This window comes from Amycolatopsis sp. AA4 (assembly GCF_002796545.1).
Taxonomy (GTDB): domain Bacteria; phylum Actinomycetota; class Actinomycetes; order Mycobacteriales; family Pseudonocardiaceae; genus Amycolatopsis.
On record NZ_CP024894.1, the window covers coordinates 3088357 to 3106932 of the forward strand.

Genomic DNA, 18576 nt, shown 5'->3' on the forward strand with positions numbered 1-18576 from the left:
CGATGTGACCCTCATAACGCGGAAAGCCAGGGCGACGGCGCCGGCGATCGCCGCCGGGGCGCTGGCTTTTTCGCTGGTGCCGATCCTGCTGCTGCACCTGGTGGCGGCGGGCACGGTCGACCCGGTCCGCGACGTCATCAGCGATTACGTCTTCCCGCCCGGCGGCGCGGTGCTGCTGGCGGCGGCTTCGCTCGGGCTCGCCGGTGCGTCGCTGCTGGTCCGGCACGCGCTGCTCAGGCAGGGATTGCCCAGCGGCAGCGCGGAGTCGGTGCTGATCGCGTTGTGGGCGGCCGGTTTGGTCGTCGCGACCTTCTTCCCGACGGATCCGACCGGCGTGGAGACGTCGTTTTCCGGTGCGGTGCACCGATATGCCGGTGCGGCGATGTTCGTCTGCCTGCCGCTGGCCGGATGGTTGCTGGCGCGCCGCCGGCCGGAAGCGAAGTCGGTGCGCTGGCTTTCGCTGGCCTCCGGCGCCGCTTCGCTCGCGTTTCTGCTGGCACACGCGCCGTTGCTGGAGCAGTCCGTGCCCGAATTCCTGGGGTTGTTCGAGCGGGTGCTGTACGCCCTCCTCTACGCACAGCTTTTCGCGGTTGCCGCGATGGCCCGGACCGAGGCGGCCGCATGACTGTCCTCGCCATTGCGCTCGCCGTGCTCGGCGCGTTTTTCTTTGCCACGGGCGCACTTCTGCAGCACAGTGTCGTCACCGGGCTGTCCGGCCGGACGCGGATCGGGGAACTGATCCGGGCACCGCGCTGGCTCGGCGGCTTGGCCCTGCTCGGTTCGGGGGCGGGCGTGCACGCGGTCGCGCTGGGCATGGCTCCGCTGACTGTCGTGCAGCCGGTCGGGGTCATCGCCGTGGCGATCACCGCGATTCTCGACCGGAGGCGGCGGGATCTGCCCGCGGTCGCGGTCACCATGCTCGGCGTCGGGACGTTCGTGACAGTCGCCGCGGGCAGCACCACGAGCACCGAGGTCGGGGCCGACGCGCAAACGCGGGCGGCCTTGCTGGTGCTGGGGATCGTGGCGCTGCTGACGCTGATCGGCGCGCTCGCTTCGCGTCCGTCGGTCCGCGGACTGTGTTTCGGCGCGGCCGGCGGCGCTGCCTACGGCTTCGTTTCGGTCCTGATGCGAGCGGTTTCCCTTGAACTGCGCGAGGGAACCGTCGACTTCGGCACCGCGGTCTCCGTGGCCGCGATGGTGACGGCGCTGCTGGTCGGCGGCTGGCTCGTGCAGTTGTCCTACCGATGCGGTCCGCCGCACCTCGCGGTCGCTTGCCTGACTGTCGTGGATCCGCTGGTCGCGGTGGGCCTTGGCGCCGGGGTGCTCGGCGAAGCCACCCACCTCGACGCCACGGCGACCGCGGTCGCGCTGACCGCTGCGGTGCTGGCGGTCGGCGGCGTCGCGGTGCTGAGCCGCAGCAGTTCTTCTTCCGTCCACTCCACCAGATCGGAGCATCCAGTGAACGACGACCGGGCTTTGCGGATAGTGGTCGCCGCCGAGACCTATCCGCCGGACGTCAACGGCGCGGCGCAATTCGCGTACCGGCTGTCCACCGGGCTCGCCGGCCGCGGCCACGAGGTCCACGTGATCAGCGTCGACCCGGAGGGCCCGGCGCGCACCGAACGGGACGGCGACGTCGTGGTGCACCGCGTCCGGTCGCATCGCACGCCGTTCCACCGGACCTTCCGGATCGGCCTGCCCTGGGAGGTGAGCAAGGACGTCGCTGCGCTGCTGGAGGAGTTGCAGCCCGACCTGGTGCACGTCCAGGCGCATTTCGTGGTCGGAAGGTACGTGCTGAAGCACGCCGCCGAGATGGGTGTCCCGGGGGTGGCGACGAACCACTTCATGCCGGAGAACCTGTTCGGCCACGTGCGAGTGCCGACGTGGCTGCGCGGCGCTGCTTCGCGCTGGGCATGGCGGGACCTGACGCGCGTGTTCTCGACAGCCCGCGTGGTGACCGCGCCGACGCCGCGTGCGGTGGAACTGCTGCACGACAACGGTTTCCCGCAGCGTGCGGTCCCGGTGTCCTGCGGTATCGACATCGACCGGTACCGCCTGCGTAAGGTGCCCCGGTCCGCTGCCGATCCGACGGTGTTGTTCGTCGGACGCCTTGACGAAGAGAAGCGCGTCGACGAGCTGTTGCGCGCGGTCGCGCTCGTGCCTCGCCTGCGTGCGGAGATCGTCGGCGACGGTTCCTGCCGGGCGGCCTGGGAAAAGCTCGCCGAAGAGCTGGGGATCGCCGACCGGGTGCGGTTCCGCGGGTTCGTGTCCGAAGAGGACTTGCTGGACGCGTACGCCGCCGCGGATCTCTTCTGCATGCCAGGAATCGCCGAACTGCAGAGCCTCGCGACGATGGAGGCGATGGCGGCGGGGAAGCCGGTGGTGGTCGCGGACGCGATGGCGCTGCCGCACCTGTGCCGTCCGGGCTACAACGGCTGGCTGTTCGAACCGGGCAATGTGGGGCAGCTGGCCGAACGGCTGCACGCGGTGGTCGCGGACCCGGCGACGCTGGCGCGGATGGGGGCGGCGAGCGGAAAGATGATCGCCGGGCACGCACTGGAGTCCACTTTGGATTCCTTCGAAGCCTGCTACTCCGAGGCGATGGGCCGCGTCGCCGCGGTGCCCGCCGCAGCGTGAGATCTCTGGGGAAGGGGGGATGGCCGGGTTCGCCGGACGAAGGGGAGGGATCCGGCGAACCCGGCCGGGCTCAGGCCAGAGTGAGGGCGTAGAGCTGGACGCGGGGGTCGTTCGGCATGCTCACCGACTGGACGGTCTTGGTTGCGTCCACTGTGGAGAAGAGGCCGAACAGGCGCACCGGCGGGCCGTCGATTCCGGTGCCCGCCTTGATCCGGTGCGGCATGTCGAGTACGACGGTCGTGCCGGACGGCGTCGAACCGGCCCAGTCGCCGAACGTCACCGGAAGATCCGCGCTGGACCCGTCGCTGTAGTGCACGGTCAGCGAGGTGGACACCGGGCCGTTGTGCGATGCGCCGATCAGCTGGACCGTCTGGTGCTTACCGGCGGGCAGCAGCAGCGATTGCCCGCGTGCTTCCACGAAGTTCACCGCGGTGCCAGTGGGATCGGGTGCCGCGTAGGAGACTCCATTGTGGACGAAGGGGCCAGCTGGCGGCATGAGGTCAGCGTCGTAGCTCCAGCCGCTGCCGTCGAAGTTGCCCTCCGCGGACGCCGCGACGGTCGCGGTCCCGTCGTGATTGCGGTCGTGGCTGAGATCGACCGCGCACTGGGTGCCGGACGTCGTCGCGCACACCGTCGGTTCCCGGACCTCGATGCTCGCGGTGCGCGTGACGGTATTAGCGCCCGGCCCGGATGCCTTGAGCTGCACCGAATACGTGCCCACCGGGGTGTTCGCCGGAACGGTGACCGTGACCGGCGCGGTCTTCTGCGTCGGGAGCCGGGAGGACCACAACAGCTGCAGCGGGTCGGTCTGCACTCGCCAGCCGGACGGGGCCGACGAGGTCACGAAGACCGGTTGTGCGCCGGGGTTCTGCCCGAGCACGTCCAGGTTCAAGTGGACAGTCTGCGCTGAAGATTGCTGCGGCAGCACAACGGAACTCGGCCGCAGCGTCGCGTCGACATGCCGACGCAGGTCCCCGGTCGCCTTGTTCACCGACGGCGGTTCCGTGCCCGGCTGCGTGCCCCAGCTGGACGGTGCCGAGCCGACCTGGTAGGCGAGCTGGCCGCCGTGCGCGACCGCGGACCAGTCGAGCCAGGTCTGCCGGACGTCGCGTCCGTTGAGCGAAACGCTTTGCACGTAACGGTTCGTGTCGCTAACGCCCGGCGCGGTGACGGTGAGCGTGCCGCCTTGCCTGCCTTCGTACTGTCCGATCTGGACGGTCGCCGATTCGAACTGCGGGCTCGACACGGCGAGGAAGTTCGCGCCGCTCATCGTCGGGTAGAGGCCGAGCGAGGAGAAGACGTACCAGGCGGACATCGTGCCGAGGTCGTCGTTGCCGGTCATGCCGTCCGGACCGGTGGTGAACAGCGTCATCGCCGCGCGGACCACAGTCGCGGTCTTCGCCGGCGCGCCGACCCAGTTGTACATGTACGGGGAAAGCAGGTCGGGTTCGTTGTTGGGGTTGTAGGTGGCCTTGGCGTAGTAGTCGTACGGGCTGGCGATCCAGTCCTTGCGCGCGGTGCCCGCCGGGTCCTTGAGCAGGTTGCCGTAGGCGAAGAAGGAGTCGAGCCGCTTCTCGGTCGCCTGCTTGCCGCCCATCAGTTCGGCGAGTCCGGACGGGTCCTGCGGGACCAGCCATTGGTACTGGTAGGCGCCGCCTTCGTGGAATTGGTGGTCGGCGTCGACCGGGTTGTACGGCGTGAGCCAGGTGCCGTCGGTGGTGCGCGGACGGAACTGCTTGTCCGCGGCGTTCCAGACGTTGCGGTACCACTGGCCGCGGTCAGCGAACATCCGTGCGTCGGCCTCGTGGCCCAAACCCTTGGCCATCAACGCGAGCGCGGCGTCGGCAGCGGAGTACTCCATGGTCGCCGACGTCGGGTGTTCGCAGTCGTTGTCGCCGCCCTTGGCAGCGCAGTCCTTGCCGAGGGTGAGGCCGCTCGGGAGGTAACCGCGGTCGTTGTAGTAATTGACGCCGGAGCGTCCGTTGTACGGCGAATCGGCGGGCGGGGTGCTGGTCGCGTTTTTCTTGAGCAGCCCGTACGCCTCGTCCTCGTGCCCGGCCAGCAAACCCTTCGACCAGGCTTCGACGAGGAACGGTGTGACGGGGTCACCGGTCATGATGTTGGTTTCGCTGCCCGCGAGCGCCCATCTCGGCAGCCAGCCGCCGTCGCGGCCGATCGCCAGCACGGACAGCGCGACGTCGCGGGCCACCTGCGGTTCCAGCATTTCGAGCAGCTGGTTCTGCGGGCGATAAGTGTCCCAAAGCGAGAAGTTCTGATACGGCGTGTACCCGTTGGCGCGGTGGACCTTGCCGTCGAAACCGGCGTAGTCGCCGTTGAGGTCGCCAGCCAGGTTCGGGTGCAACTGCGCGTGATAAAGCGAGGTGTAGAACGCGGTCTGCCGTTCGGGGGTGCCGCCGCTGATCTTGATCGCGCCGAGCCGGTCCGCCCATTGCTTGCGCAACGCGGTGCGGGTGGCGTCGAAGTCGTAGCTGTCGCTGGTCTCTTTCGCGAGGTTGTCCCGCGCGCCGGCGAGCCCGGTGTAGGAGAGCCCCACCTTCAGGACGACGTCGTGGTCGGTGGCCGCGTCGAAGCTGACCCACGCGCCGTTCCCGCCGGTGCCCGAGGCGTCGCGGCTGCCCGAGGTGCGGGTGCTGCCGCGCCAGGTTCCGTAGGCGGCGAACGGGCGGTCGAAAGTCGCGGTGAAGTAGACGGTGTGCTCGTCGTGCCCGGCGCAGAAGCCGCCCGCGCGCACGCGACCCTCGAGCGTCCGGTCGCCGACGACGTGGATCTCGGAATCCTTCACCGACTGGTTCGCCTGGCCGGTGTTGAACAGCACGTTGGCCTGCCCGGTCGAGGGAAAGGTGTAGCGCTGCCAGCCGGTGCGCGGGGTGGCGGTGAGTTCGGCGTCGACGCCGTACTTCTTCAGCCCGACGCGGTAGTAACCGGGCTCGGCCTTCTCGTCGTCGTGGCTGTACCCGGATTTGTAGACGTTCTTGTCGACGGAATCGACGGCCCCCGTGGTCGGCATGACCGGCAGTTCGCCCATCACGCCGCAGCCGACGCCGGAGAGGTGGGTCTGGCTGAAGCCGTAGATCGAGTTCTGCTGGTAGTCGTAGCCGCCCTGGCCGCCGGTGTCGGGGCTGACCTGGACCATGCCGAAGGGCGCGCTGGCCCCGGGGAAGGTGTTGCCGAAGTTCTGCGTGCCGACGAACGGATTGACGAGCGACACCGGGTCCACGGGGGCCGCACTCGCGCTCGCGGTCGTGGCGGATACCAGTCCGGCTGCCACGAATCCCGCCGCTGCGACCGCAGCTGCCCGTCTTTTCTGCGACCACATGGACGCGCTACCTCCAGGGCTGACAACGTTGTCATCGTGCGAGCCGGTGCGGAGGCGACCGGCTGGTGAGCAGCTTGTCATCCTGGAGGGGGTTTGAGAAGGGCGACAATCGGACAGGTTCCTGGCCGGTATGAGGTTCGTCAGTGGCGGGTTGGTCGGGCTGGCGGCGCGGATTGTGCGGAGGTTCGCGAGGGGGACTCCGACGGGCTTTGATTCGCGCGGGGTTCCTTTCCGGCGCGAGGGTTCCCCTCGCGAAACCGTGGTGCGGTGGGGCACCCCGAAGCCCATTGTGCAGGGAGGCTTCGTATCGGGGTGCGGGGGAGGGGCTGGGTGCCCCGATCGTTGGGTGCGCGGGTGGCTGTGGGGAGCGTGGTCGTGAGGGTTCCCCTCACCTTGCCGGGAATCAGCGTCGTTCCGGGGCAGCCGAGCTGACCAGCGGGCGGCGTCGGGTGGCCAGCAGCGTGCACCCGACTGCCGCCGCGTAGCCAAGGGCCACCACGGTCATCGGGAGGCTCAGCGACATCGTCGAACCCGCGGTGAGCAGCGTGCCGAGCACCGCGGTGCCCAGCGCGCCCCCGGTCTGGCGAGCGGTGTTCAGCACGCCGCTGGCCAGTCCGGTGTGCTCCTCCGGAGGGGTCGACATCGCGACCGACGTCATCGCGGGCATCGCGATCGAGCAGCAGCACAGCACTATGCCGCCCGCCACCAGCAGCGGCAGGGAACCGGCCGCTGCCAGCAGGACCGCGCCGAGCCCGGCGAGGCTGAACCCGGCCAGCATCGGGACTCGGGCGCCGAAGCGGGCGGTGAGCCGGCCGCTGGCGGTGGCTCCGATGCCGATCGCGATGGTGAGCGGGAGCGTCAGCATGCCGGTCGCGTACGCGGACTGGTGCAGCGGGCCCTGCAGGAACAGCGACAGGCAGAGCAGGGCGCCGTAGAGGCAGAAGTTGAAGAGCAGCCCGGCAGTGCTCGCGGCGGAGAACGGGCGGGACGAGAAGATCGCCAGCGGCAGCATCGGATCGCGCCGGCGTCGCTCGACCAGGACGAACGCGAGCCCGGTCAGCACTCCGGCGCCGATCAGCGGGTAAGCCCAGCCGGACCGGCCGACCTGGATCAGCCCGCCGGCGAGCGCGCAGAGGGCGACGGTGCCGAGGACGAGCCCGTACGGATCGAGGCGACGGTCGCGCCGCTGCGGCGATTCGACGACGTACCGGCAGGTCAGCACGATGGCGAGGGCGGCGAACGGGATGTTGATCCAGAAGATCGCGCGCCAGTCGGCGAGCGCGATCAGCACGCCGCCCGCCACCGGACCGGTCGCGAGGCCGATGGCCGCGATGCCGCCCCACAGACCGAGCGCGTGCGCCCGGGCCCGCGGCTCCGGGAACTGCCGGATGATCAACGCGAGCGAACACGGCAGCAACGCGGCCGCGCCCACTCCCTGCAGCGTCCGCGCGACGATCAGCACCGGAAGGGTCGGGGCCAGCGAACACAGCGCGGACCCGACACCGAACACGACGGTCCCCAGCACGCAGACCCGTCGCGAACCGTAGCGGTCGCCGAGCGAACCGGCGGTGAGCATCCCCGCGGCCAGCGCGATGGTGTAGCTGGCGATCACCCATTGTTCCCCGCCGAGCCCGCCGCCGAGATCGCGCCGGATCGCTTCGACGGCGACGTTCACCACGGTCGCGTCGAGCTGGACGATGAAGAAGGGCAGGCAGAGCGCGATCAGCGCGAGCCGTTGTCTGCGTGCGGAGATTGTTGCGGTCACCTGACCAGGGTGACGCGGGAACCGTTCGGTGCGGACCGAAGCGTCAGAGATAACGCCGCTGGTTCCGCTTCTCCGCGACATAAGTTTCGTAAGCCGCGCGCGTGGAGTCCACCTCGGACACCTCGCTCACCGGCACCTCCCACCAGGCCGACCCAGGCGGATTGGGCGCCAGCGGGTCTGTCTCGACCTGCACCACCGTAGTCACCGGATTCGCCTTGGCCTGCTTCATCGCCGCCCGGAACTCGTCCACAGTGGACGCACTCAGCACGGTCGCGCCGAGGCTGGCCGCGTTGGCCGCGAGGTCGACCGGCAGGACGTCGCCTTCCAGCAGTCCGTTGTCGGCGCGATACCGGTACGCCGTCCCGAACCGTTGCGAGCCCAGGGATTCCGACAGCGAACCGATCGACGCGAACCCGTGGTTCTGCACCAGCACGACGATCACCTTGAGCCGTTCGGCGATCAGCGTGACGAGTTCCTGCGCCATCATCAGGTACGAACCGTCGCCGACGAGCACGACCACCTCGCGCTCCGGCGCGGCCAGCTTCACCCCGACGCCCGCGGCGACCTCGTATCCCATGCACGAGTACGCGTATTCCACGTGGTAGGCCTTGGGATCTCGGGCCCGCCACAGCATTTGCAGGTCGCCCGGCATCGAGCCGGCGGCGTTGATCACGACGTCGCTGTCGTCCAGCGAACGGTTCAGCGCACCGAGGATCTCCGTTTGCGCGGGCAGGGGAGCGTGCCCGAGGTCGAAACAGGCGTCGGCGGCGCGGTTCCACTCATCGGCGAGCTGCCGGGTCCGCGCGCGGTACGCATCGGAAACCTGCCAGCCGGACAGCGCGGTCGACAAAGCTTCCAACCCGCGCCGGGCGTCGGCGACCACCATCTCGGCGGAGTGTTTCGCGGCGTCGAACCGGGCGACGTTGAGATTCACGAACCGCACGTCCGGGTTGCCGAAGACGGTGTGCGAAGCGGTGGTGAAGTCGCTGTACCGGGTGCCGATGCCCAGCACCACATCGGCGTCCGCCGCCAACGCGTTCGCGGCGGAAGTGCCCGTGGAACCGAGACCGCCGACCGCGCACGGGTGGTCCCACGGCACCGCGCCCTTGCCCGCGTGCGTGTCGGCGACCGGAATCCCGGTAGCGGCGGCAAAAGCGCGTAATTCCGCCCAAGCCTCGGAGTACACGACGCCGCCGCCCGCGACGATCAGCGGGGCCTTAGCGGAACGCAGCAGTTCCGCAGCCCGGGCCACGGCTTCCGGAGCGGGCACCGCGCGGTCGACGTGCCAGACGCGGCGGCGGAAGAAGTCCTCCGGCCAGTCGTAGGCTTCGGCCTGGACGTCTTGCGGCAGCGCGAGCGTGACGGCCCCGGTCTCCACCGGATCGGTCAGCACCCGCATCGCGCCGAGCGCGGCCGGGATCAGCTGTTCGGGCCGGGTGATCCGGTCGAAATACTTCGACACCGGGCGGAACGCGTCGTTCACCGAAACGTCGCCACAGCGCGCGTCTTCCAGCTGCTGCAGTACTGGATCCGGGCCGCGGCCAGCGAAAACATCGCTGGGCAGCAGCAACACCGGAAGCCGGTTCGTGGTCGCCAGCGCGGCGCCGGTGATCATGTTCGTGGACCCCGGACCGGTGGACGCGGTGCAGGCGAACGTCTGGAGCCGGTTGCGCATTTTCGCGAACGCCGCCGCGGCGTGCACCTGGCCTTGTTCGTTGCGCGCGAGGTAATACGGAAAAGTCCCGGTGTGCGCGACCTGCAGCAGCGCCTGACCGAGCCCGGCGACGTTGCCGTGCCCGAAAATCCCGAAACAGCCCGGGATCAGCCGATGCTCGACGCCGTCGCGTTCGGAGTACTGGTTGGCGAGAAACCGCACCAGGGCCTGCGCGGTGGTCAGCCTCATCGTGCGCCTCCGAACGGCAGCCGGGGATCGACGTCTTGGGCTTCCCAAGTCTGGCGCACCCATGCATGCGCGGGGTCGTCGCAGATCAGCCACGCCCGTTCGGGCCCCGGACCGGCCATCACGTTCAGGTAGTACAGGTCGTAGCCGGGCGCGGCCATCGACGGACCGTGCCAGCCGTGCGGGATCAGCACGACGTCGCCGCTGCGGACTTCCTTGAGGATGTCGATCGGCCGTTCTTCAGTGCCGTAAACCCGCTGGTACCCCATCCCGCCGCTGGCGACTTCGAAGTAGTAGATCTCCTCGAGTTCGCTCTCGCCTTCGCGCGCCTCGTCGTGTTTGTGCGGCGGGTAAGACGACCAGTTCCCGCCTGGCGTAAGGACTTCGCAGACGAGCAACTGGTCGGCGTCGAAGGTATGCGGCAGGCAATAGTTGTTGACCTGACGGCTGCAGTTTCCCGCACCACGCACTTCAGTCGGCACGCCTGAAGCGGGTCCGTAGCGCGCGGGCAGCCGTTTCGAGGTCTTCGCCGAGGGCAGGGCGAACCTTCCCCGGCCGGTCAGAACAGCTTCGGCATCCCTTGGCAGGTAAGCGAAATCGGTGACCGCGTCGAACACGCCGGTCCGGCCGGCCAGCTCGAACTTCTCCCCGTCGACCGACACCGAGCAGTTGCCGGACAGCGGCAGCACGAGCGTTTCGGCGTCGCCGGTGGAGACGGTCTCGGCACCGTCGAGTTCGAGGACGCGCAGGCCGGAGTAACCCCATCCGGCCGATTCGGGAGTGATGACGAGACTGAACTGGTTCACAGCAACCCCACCGCCGTATCGACCGCCTTGGCGACGTCGCCGTCCTGCGGATAGAGCAGCGACCGTCCGACCACCAACCCCTGCACCGTCGGCAGCGCGAGCGCCGCCTGCCACGACGCGAACGCCGCGTCCGGATCCGTCACCTCGCCGCCGAGCAGCACCGCGGGCAGTGTCGAGGCGGCCAGCACCCGTTCCATTTCGGCGACCACCGGCAGCTTCAGCCAGGTGTAGGCCGACGACCGGCCGAGGCCGGACGCGATCGTGACGGACCGGATCACCGCGTCGGGGGAGAGGTCGTTGACGAGCCGCCCGTCCGTCCAGGCCGAGAGGAACGGCTCGACCATCGCGAGCAGCTTCCGGTCGGCGAGTTCGTTGACCGCCTTCGCGGTGTTCTGCAGGACGCTCGGCGTGGCCGGGTCGTCCAGGCAGATCCGGGTGAGCATCTTTCCGCCGTCGAACCGCATGCGCGCGAGGGTTTCCGCGTCGTAGCACGCGAACCGGTCATCGATCTCGAAGCTCGACCCGGCGAGCCCGGTGCGGTTCATCGACCCGAGCACCGTCTTGCCGTCCAGCACGCCGAGCAGCAGCAGATCGTCGATGACGTCCGGGGTCGCGAGGACGCCGGTGACGCCGGGGCGTTCCAGCGCGACGCACAGCCGGTCCAGGAGTTCGCCCCGGTCGGCCATCGCCAGCGAATCCGCGCCGACGGCGTTCGCGCCTCGGGCGGGATGGTCGGCGGCGATGATCATCGCCGCGCCCTTGTCGTTGAACAGCGATTGCGCCGGTATCCGCGCGGCGGCCGCTTCGGCGATGGCCTCCGGGTCGTGCACCCGGGCGGCGACGATCCGCTCGACGGTGTTCATTCCGTCCCTCCGAGCCTGCGCAAAACCTGCTCTTCCGTCGGCATCGCGTCCGAACAGGCGAGTGCCCCCGCGACGTGCGCGCCCGCGGCGTTCGCGAACCGCATGATCCGCTCGATCGTCCAGCCCGCCAGCAGCCCGTGCACCAGCGCGCCGCCGAACGCGTCCCCCGCGCCGAGCCCGTTGACCACCTCCACCGGCACCGGCGGCACTTCCACCTCGCCGGCGTCGTCAGCCACGAGCACCCCCTTCGGTCCCTGCTTCACCACGGCGAGCGAGATACCCTTGTCCCGCAACGCTTTCGCGGCCTCCCGAGGCTCGCGCAGGGCCACCGCGGTGTCGCATTCGTCGAGGTTGCCGACCGCGACCGTGGCGTGGGCCAGCGCCTTGCCGACCCATTCGCGCGCCTGCTCGCGGGATTCCCAGAACATCGGCCGGTAGTCGAGGTCGAGCACGGTGATTCCCTCGCGGCCGCGGGCCTCCAGCGCGGCGAGCGTGGCCGAGCGGCTCGGTTCCCGCGAGAGCCCGGTCACCGTCGCCCAGAAGACTTTCGCGGAGCGGATCGCGTCCAGGTCGAGTTCGCCGGGGGAGAGGTCGAGGTCGGGCGCCTTGGGGAAACGGTAGAAGTAGAGCGGGAACTCGTCCGGCGGGAAGACCTCGCAGAACGTCACCGGCGTCGGCAGGTGCGGCGAGGTCCCGACGAACCGGTCGTCCACGCCGTACCCGGCGAGCGCGCGGCGCAGGAACCGGCCGAACGGGTCGGCGCCGGTTTTGGTGATCACCGCGCTGGCGCGGCCGTACCGGGCGGCGGCGACCGCGACGTTGGTGGCGCTGCCGCCGAGATATTTGCCGAACGAGGTGACGTCTTCCAGGCCGACGCCGGTCTGCAGCGGATAGAGGTCCACCCCGATCCGGCCCATCGTGACGAGGTCGAACCCCGTGCTCATCGCGTCCTCCTCGCAGGCTGTGCTCCGACCGTGCCCCGTGCCGGAGGACTTTGTCAAGACATACGGACATACGCGCGCTAGACTGCGCCGATGAGCACCAGTCCGGCCTGGGACCCGGTCCGCGGGATCGCGGTGGACCCGGCGAGCCCGGAGCCGCTGTACTTCCAGGTCGCGCGGCAGCTGCGGGCCGCGATCGACGAGGGCCGGCTGCCCGCGGGCTCCCGGCTGGCGAACGAACTGGACCTCGCGGCGGGGCTGCGGCTGTCCCGGCCGACCGTGCGGCAGGCGATCCAGTCGCTGGTCAACGAGGGTTTGCTGGTGCGCAAACGCGGCGTCGGCACCCAGGTGGTGCGCACTAAAGTCGCCCGGCCGCTGCGGCTGAGCAGCCTGTTCGACGACCTCGCCGGGCTGGGCGAGACGCCGTCGTCGGAGGTGCTGGTCAACCGCGTCGAACCGGCCGACGCCGAGACCGTCGCGCTGCTGGAGGCCCCCGAGCTGCGGCAAGTCCGGCGGCTGAAGCGGATTCGCTGCACGGGCGGCGAACCGTTGGCGATCATGAACAACTGCCTTCCGGACGGCATTCTCGACGTCGAGGACGACGAATTGCGCTCCCAAGGGCTCTACCAGCTGCTACGGCAGGCGGGGATCCGGCTGCATTCGGCGCAGCAGAGCATCGGCGCGCGGCTGGCGACCGAGGAAGACGCGGTGCTGCTGGATGAATCGCCCGGCGCGGCGTTGTTGACCATGCAGCGCACCACCTACGACGAAACGGGCCGGGTAGTCGAATACGGCTGGCACGTTTACCGGGCGTCGCGGTATTCGTTCAATCTGCCGCTGACGCACGGTCCCCAGTAGAAATCTGCGCCGATTCGGCGGTGCCGGACAATTTCTGCGAGGCTGCCCCGACTGTCTGCTTAGGACTCGTGCCCGCGGGAGAAGTCCGGCTTGCGGCGTTCGCGGTGCGAGGCGAGGCCTTCGCGGACCTCGGGACCGGCGAAGCCGTAGAACTCCAGGGCCAGCGAAGAGTCGAAGATCGCGCCCGCGAGCTGCCGGTACCAGAGGTTGAGGCTCTGCTTCGTCCAGCGGATCGCGTTCGGCGCGCCGTTGGCCAGCTCGTGCGCGATCTCCCGCGCGGTGGGCAGCAGCCCGTCCTCCTCCTCGACGCACAACGACACGAGCCCGATCCGCTCCGCCTCGGCTCCGGTCATCGGACGGCACGTCATCAGGTAGTACTTGGCCTTGGCCATCCCGCACAGCAGCGGCCAGCAGATCGCCGCGTGGTCGCCCGCCGCGACGCCCAGGCGCGTGTGACCGTCGATGATCTTGGCGTTGGCAGCGGCCACCGAGATGTCCGACAGCAGCCCGGCGACCAGGCCGGCGCCGACGGCCGGACCGTGGATCGCCGAGACAGTCGGCTTCGAGCAGTCGATGACGTTGTAGACCAGGTCCCGGGCCTCGCGCATGGTGCGCGAGCGGGCCTCGAAGTCGTTCGCCAGCTTCTCGACCAGGTCGAACGAGCCGCCCGCGGAGAACCCCTTGCCCTCGCCGCGCAGCAGGACGGCCTTCACCTCCGGGTCGCGGTCGAACTCGCGCCAGACGTCGGCGAGTTCGCCGTGCGCGGCGTCGCTGACCGCGTTGAGGTTCGGCGCGTCCAGGACGAGTTCGATGACCCCGTCCTCGTCCGGCCCGTCGATCCGCAGGTTCTCGAACTGCGCGTAGCGGCTCATTCAGCTTCCCTCCGTCGTCCGGAACACCTGCGCCACCTTGCCATCGGAGCGGAGGCCGCCGCCAGATCAGCCGTCTTCTTCGGCCAGCTCGACGGCAAGGCTGGTGCTCGGGCCGGACGGACCGAGCAGGTCGAGCGCGACGGAACGGGTGCCCGGCCGGACCCGGAGTTGCGCGGGCTGTCCGCAGAACAGCGGCGCCTGGTTGCGGTGGCTGATCCGGCGCGCCCGGGAGGCGGGGGAGTCCAGCCGCAGCACCTCGGCCAGCGCCAGCGACATCAGCGGTCCGTGCACGACCAGGCCGGGATAGCCTTCGACCCGCGTCGCGTACGGCCAGTCGTAGTGGATGCGGTGCGCGTTGGCGGTGGCCGCGGAGAACCGCATCAGCAGCGTCGGGTCGGTGACGAACTCCCAGGTCTGCCCGTCGGTCCGGCGGAACGGCGAGCCCCCTGGCTGCAGCGCGGCGGCGGTTTCCGGAACCGCGGGCGCGGAGGACTGCCCGGCCTCGCGGTAGAGCATGTCCTGGCGTTCCTCGACATACGGCGTTCCGTCCATTCCGGACAGTTCCGTGCGGACCTGCATGAGCACCAATTTCCCGGAGCGGCCGGATTTCTCGGTGACGGAGTCCACAGTGGAGCGTCGGTGCACGGTCTCGCCGACCTTCGGCGCCCGGTGTACCACGACCTCGCCTCCGGCGAACATCCGCCGCGGCAGTTCCACCGGCGGCAGGAAATCGCCGCGCACCGGATGCCCGTCGCGGTCGAGCCGCGAAGACGCCGGCCAGCGCGGGAGCGCGACCCAATGCCACAGCGGCGGCAGTTCGTCACCTTCGCGCGGCGTCGGGAGCCCGTTGTCGAACAGCGCGGCAAACGCGGCGACGAGACCGGGCTCGAGCACTTCTTCGCTGGTGAGGGCGTACGGTTGCCAGGCTTCCGGTTCGGACATGGGTTCCTCAGATCCTGTCGCGGGCGAGGCCGTCGGGGGGATACTTTATCAGGAATGCGGCGGGTCAACGGGCTTGCACAGCAGGGATGAGCAGGGGGTGAGCAGAGCCGCTTATGTAATACTTTATCGGAATGACGGTTGCCGGAGGGGGAGGCGATGCCCGAGACGACGGGTGCGGGACCGCGCCGCGGCGGCCCGGCGAACCTGAAATCGCTGGCCGCGCACGAAATCCGGCGGCGGGTCTTCTCCGGGCAGCTGCGGGCCGGCGAGAAGATCGACCAGGAGGCGCTGGCCGACGAACTCGGCATCAGCAAGCTGCCGATCCGGGAAGCGCTGATCACGCTCGACCACGAGGGCGTCGTGGAGCACATCGCCCGCCGGGGCGCGTTCGTGGCGCAGATGACGCGCGACGACATCCGCGACCACTACCGCGTGTTCGGCCTCGTGTCCGGTCTGGCGGCGGAGCGCGCGGCGAAGAACCTGTCGCCGGAAAGCCTGCAGGCCTTGCACGATCTCGCCGACCGGATGGAGTCCGGAGTGGACCGTGCCGAACAGGAACGGCTGAACTTCGATTTCCACCGCAGGATCAACTACGCCGCTGATTCCCGCCGTCTGGTCTCGATCCTGGGCATCCTGGCGAAAACGGTGACGCACGGGTTTTACGAGGCGCACGAGGACTGGCCCGGCAAGGCGCACGAGGACCACCGGAAGATTCTCAACGCACTCAGCTCCCGGTCGGCTGCGCGGGCTCGGTCCATTGTGGAGAAGCACTTCTCGGACGGTGGCGATCGTGCGGTGGCGTTGCTGGAGAAGCAAGGCTTCTGGGACCGCTGAGCCGCTGCGTCAGCGTCGTTTCAGCAACTGTGCCAAGTGGACGCCGCGTACGCCGGCCAGTTGATCGGCTTGGGTGCGGCAGGAGAAACCGTCGGCGAGGAACACAGCGCCGGGGTTGTCTCGGAGCGCGGGGAGCAGCGCGTTTTCCGCTACCGCAACGGAAACGTCGTAGTGGCCGCGTTCCATGCCGAAGTTGCCGGCGAGTCCGCAGCATCCGGCGAGAGTGTGCAGTTCCGCGCCAGTCGCCGCGAGCAGGGCTCGGTCGGCTTCGTAGCCCAGCACCGAATGGTGGTGGCAATGCGGCTGCGCGACCACTGTGACACCGGACAGGTCAGGCGCTTGCCAGCCTTCTGTCTTGGCGAGGAGTTCGGCGAGTGTCGTGACCGCGCCGGAAACCGCTTTGGCGTCCGGATTGTCGGGGAACAGGTCCAGCAGGTCCGACCGGAGCACGGCAGTGCACGACGGTTCGACGCCGACGATCGGAAGCCCAGCCTGCGCGTACGGGCGCAGTGTCTGCACGAGGTCGCGGAGCTTCCGGCGGGCGGTGTCGAGCTGGCCGGTGGTGATCCAGGTGAGCCCGCAGCACGGCCGGCGCGGCGGGACGAGCACGCGGTATCCGGCGTCGGCGAGCACCGCGGCGACCGCTTCGGCGACGTCGGTGTCCATGCCGTCCGAAAAGGAATCCGCCCACAGCACGACTTCCGGCCCCTGTTCGCGAATCCTGCGCCGGGACCGGGTGAACGAGCGGCGGGCGAATCTCGGCGCCCGGCGGCGAGTGTCTACTCCGGACAGTGCTAACAGGGCCTTCTCGACCGGGCGGATCGACATCAGCGCGTTGACGACGAGCGGGCCGAGCACCGGGATTCGATGCAGCAGACGGATCCAGTCCGGCAACCGGCCCAGCGTGTAATGCGAGACGGGACGGATCCGATGCCGGTATTTCCGGTGCAGGGCTTCGGATTTGTACTGCGCCAGGTCCACACCGGCCGGGCAGTCGCTGCCGCAGGCCTTGCAGGACAAGCACAGATCGAGCGATTCGTGCACCGCGGCGTCCGACCACCCGGACACCAGCGTCCCGTTCGCGACCTCCTGCAGCACCCGGGCGCGGCCGCGCGTGCTGTCCTTTTCGTCGCGAGTGGCCAGATAAGACGGACACATGAAACCGCCGGCCGCACGGTTGTCGGCGCGGCATTTCCCGACTCCGACACACCGGTGCACGGCGCGGGTGAAGTCGCCTCCGTCGTGCGCGAAGGAGAAACCGCCCGCGACGACTGGGAGCGGATGTGCTTGCGGGCGGCGGAGATCGGCGTCGAGCGGACGCGGCCGGACGACGACGCCCGGATTGAGGAGGTCGTCGGGATCGAAGAGATTCTTGACCGCGCCGAACAGCTCGATCGTTTCGGCCGAGTACATCTGCGGCAGCAATTCGCTGCGCGCCCGGCCGTCGCCGTGCTCGCCGGAGAACGAGCCGCCGTAGCCGACGACCAGCTTCGCGGCGGCGGTCAGGAACGCGCGGAACACCGTGGCGTCGCGTTCGAGCGGCAGGCCGAGCCGGACGTGCACGCAGCCGTCGCCGAAGTGGCCGTAGGGGAGTCCTTCGAGGCCGAATTCGTCGAGGAGAGCGTCGAAATCCCGCAGGTACGCGCCGAGCCGTTCGGGCGGGACCGCGGCGTCTTCCCAGCCGGGCCACGCCTGCTCGCCGGTCGGCGTCCGGCCCGCGAGCCCGGCGCCGTCCTCGCGGATCCGCCACATCGCGGCAGCTTCGGAGCCTTGCGCCAGCACGACGTGGTCGAGTGCTTGAGAGTCCTTGACGAGCCGCTCGGCGTTGTGCCGGGCCTCAGCTTCGGTCTCGCCGCCGACCTCGATCATCAGCCAGCCGGCACCGTCGGGCAGCGCGGGCACGGTGCCGCGGTGGTTGCGCACCAGGTCGACCAGCCGGGCGTCGAGCCCTTCGACCGCCAGCGGCCGGTGCGGCAGCAGCCCGGGCACGACGTCGCCGGCCGTCGCCATGTCCGGGTAGCCGAGCACGACCAGCAGCCGAGCGGGGGAGACGTCGACCAGGTCGACCGTCGCTTCCAGCGTGACCGCCAGGGTCCCCTCGGTGCCGACCAGTGCGCGAGCCAGCGACCGGCCGTTCTCCGGCAGCAGATGTTCGAGTGAATATCCGGACACCTGACGGCTGAACCGGCCGAATTCGGTGCGCAGCAAGCTGAGCCGGGTGTCGATCAGTGCGGCGAGGCCAGGCACCGCGTCGGACGAACCCGCGGTGAACTGCCGTCCGGTCCCGTCGACCACGCTGAGTTCGCGAACGTTGTCCGCGGTCCGGCCGTAGGCGATCGCGTGCGGCCCGCAGGCGTTGTTGCCGATCATGCCGCCGAGCGTCGCGCGGGCGTGCGTGGACGGGTCGGGGCCGAAACGCAGCCCGCGCGGTGCGGCGGCGCGCTGCAGGTCGGCGAGGACGACGCCGGGCTGCACGACCGCGGTCCGCGCCTGGGGATCCAAGTCGACAATGCGGTTGAGGTGCCGCGAAAAGTCGAGCACGATCCCCGGCCCGATAGCGTTGCCCGCGACCGACGTACCCCCGCCTCGGCTGGTCAGCGGAACGCCGTGCCGGCGGGCGATCTCTAGGGTCGCGAGAACGTCGCCGGTCTCCCGCGGCAGCACGACGACCTGTGGGACGACCCGGTAGTTGGACGCGTCGGCGGAGTACTCGGCGCGACGGCGGACGTCGGCGTGCACCTCGCCGCGCACGTTCGCGCGGAGGTCGGCGAGCAGCTCGTTTTCGGTGGACATCCCAGGCCTGAACTTAGGTGTTTGAAAC

13 protein-coding genes are annotated in these 18576 nt (G+C 69.6%); 4 read left to right on the plus strand and 9 right to left on the minus strand.

Features of this window, described 5'->3' with window-relative positions; translation table 11 throughout:
* Positions 1–4 precede the first annotated feature (4 nt).
* Both CU254_RS14545 and CU254_RS14550 read left to right on the plus strand, forming a co-directional pair.
* Positions 5–625 (plus strand): DUF998 domain-containing protein, encoded by a 621-nt coding sequence (locus CU254_RS14545; RefSeq protein ID WP_199785907.1) that lies wholly within the window; start codon positions 5–7, stop codon positions 623–625.
* Positions 622–2637, plus strand: a complete 2016-nt coding sequence (locus tag CU254_RS14550; RefSeq protein ID WP_009076879.1) for a glycosyltransferase — start codon at positions 622–624, stop codon at positions 2635–2637. Before CU254_RS14545 ends, CU254_RS14550 begins: the two co-directional genes overlap by 4 nt.
* A 70-nt stretch (positions 2638–2707) precedes the next feature.
* Here CU254_RS14550 and CU254_RS14555 read toward each other — a convergent pair whose 3' ends face one another.
* The 6 genes from CU254_RS14555 to iolC all read right to left on the minus strand — a co-directional run bounded on the left by CU254_RS14555 (position 2708) and on the right by iolC (position 12252).
* Complete coding sequence (locus tag CU254_RS14555) at positions 2708–5974, minus strand: GH92 family glycosyl hydrolase (RefSeq protein ID WP_037713653.1); 3267 nt, start codon at positions 5972–5974, stop codon at positions 2708–2710.
* Positions 5975–6377: 403 nt separating this feature from the next.
* Positions 6378–7739: an MFS transporter gene (locus tag CU254_RS14560; protein WP_009076883.1), complete on the minus strand. Its 1362-nt coding sequence runs from the start codon at positions 7737–7739 to the stop codon at positions 6378–6380.
* 43 nt (positions 7740–7782) lie between these two features.
* A complete protein-coding gene (gene iolD, locus CU254_RS14565) occupies positions 7783–9642 on the minus strand; it encodes a 3D-(3,5/4)-trihydroxycyclohexane-1,2-dione acylhydrolase (decyclizing) (RefSeq protein ID WP_009076885.1) in 1860 nt (619 codons plus the stop codon).
* Complete coding sequence (iolB, locus tag CU254_RS14570) at positions 9639–10445, minus strand: 5-deoxy-glucuronate isomerase (RefSeq protein ID WP_009076887.1); 807 nt, start codon at positions 10443–10445, stop codon at positions 9639–9641. Before iolB ends, iolD begins: the two co-directional genes overlap by 4 nt.
* Positions 10442–11308 carry a hypothetical protein gene (locus CU254_RS14575; RefSeq protein ID WP_009076890.1) on the minus strand — a complete coding sequence of 289 codons (867 nt, stop codon included), beginning with the start codon at positions 11306–11308 and terminating at the stop codon, positions 10442–10444. Before CU254_RS14575 ends, iolB begins: the two co-directional genes overlap by 4 nt.
* The gene (gene iolC / locus CU254_RS14580; protein ID WP_009076892.1) at positions 11305–12252 is read right to left on the minus strand and encodes a 5-dehydro-2-deoxygluconokinase; all 948 of its coding nucleotides are present in this window, start codon (positions 12250–12252) and stop codon (positions 11305–11307) included. Before iolC ends, CU254_RS14575 begins: the two co-directional genes overlap by 4 nt.
* A gap of 90 nt (positions 12253–12342) precedes the next feature.
* On the opposite strand from iolC, the gene CU254_RS14585 reads away from it, so the two are divergent.
* Complete coding sequence (locus CU254_RS14585) at positions 12343–13107, plus strand: GntR family transcriptional regulator (RefSeq protein WP_009076893.1); 765 nt, start codon at positions 12343–12345, stop codon at positions 13105–13107.
* A 59-nt stretch (positions 13108–13166) separates the two neighbouring features.
* Here CU254_RS14585 and CU254_RS14590 read toward each other — a convergent pair whose 3' ends face one another.
* Both CU254_RS14590 and CU254_RS14595 read right to left on the minus strand, forming a co-directional pair.
* Positions 13167–13979 carry an enoyl-CoA hydratase/isomerase family protein gene (locus CU254_RS14590; protein WP_009076895.1) on the minus strand — a complete coding sequence of 271 codons (813 nt, stop codon included), beginning with the start codon at positions 13977–13979 and terminating at the stop codon, positions 13167–13169.
* Between the two features lie 66 nt (positions 13980–14045).
* Positions 14046–14921, minus strand: a complete 876-nt coding sequence (locus CU254_RS14595) for a MaoC family dehydratase N-terminal domain-containing protein (protein ID WP_009076896.1) — start codon at positions 14919–14921, stop codon at positions 14046–14048.
* A 156-nt stretch (positions 14922–15077) separates the two neighbouring features.
* On the opposite strand from CU254_RS14595, the gene CU254_RS14600 reads away from it, so the two are divergent.
* Entirely contained in the window at positions 15078–15755 is a 678-nt protein-coding gene (locus CU254_RS14600; protein WP_037713656.1) for a GntR family transcriptional regulator, read from the plus strand.
* A gap of 9 nt (positions 15756–15764) precedes the next feature.
* On the opposite strand, the gene CU254_RS14605 is transcribed toward CU254_RS14600, so the two are convergent.
* Positions 15765–18548 (minus strand): FAD-binding and (Fe-S)-binding domain-containing protein, encoded by a 2784-nt coding sequence (locus CU254_RS14605; RefSeq protein ID WP_009076900.1) that lies wholly within the window; start codon positions 18546–18548, stop codon positions 15765–15767.
* Positions 18549–18576: the final 28 nt, after the last annotated feature.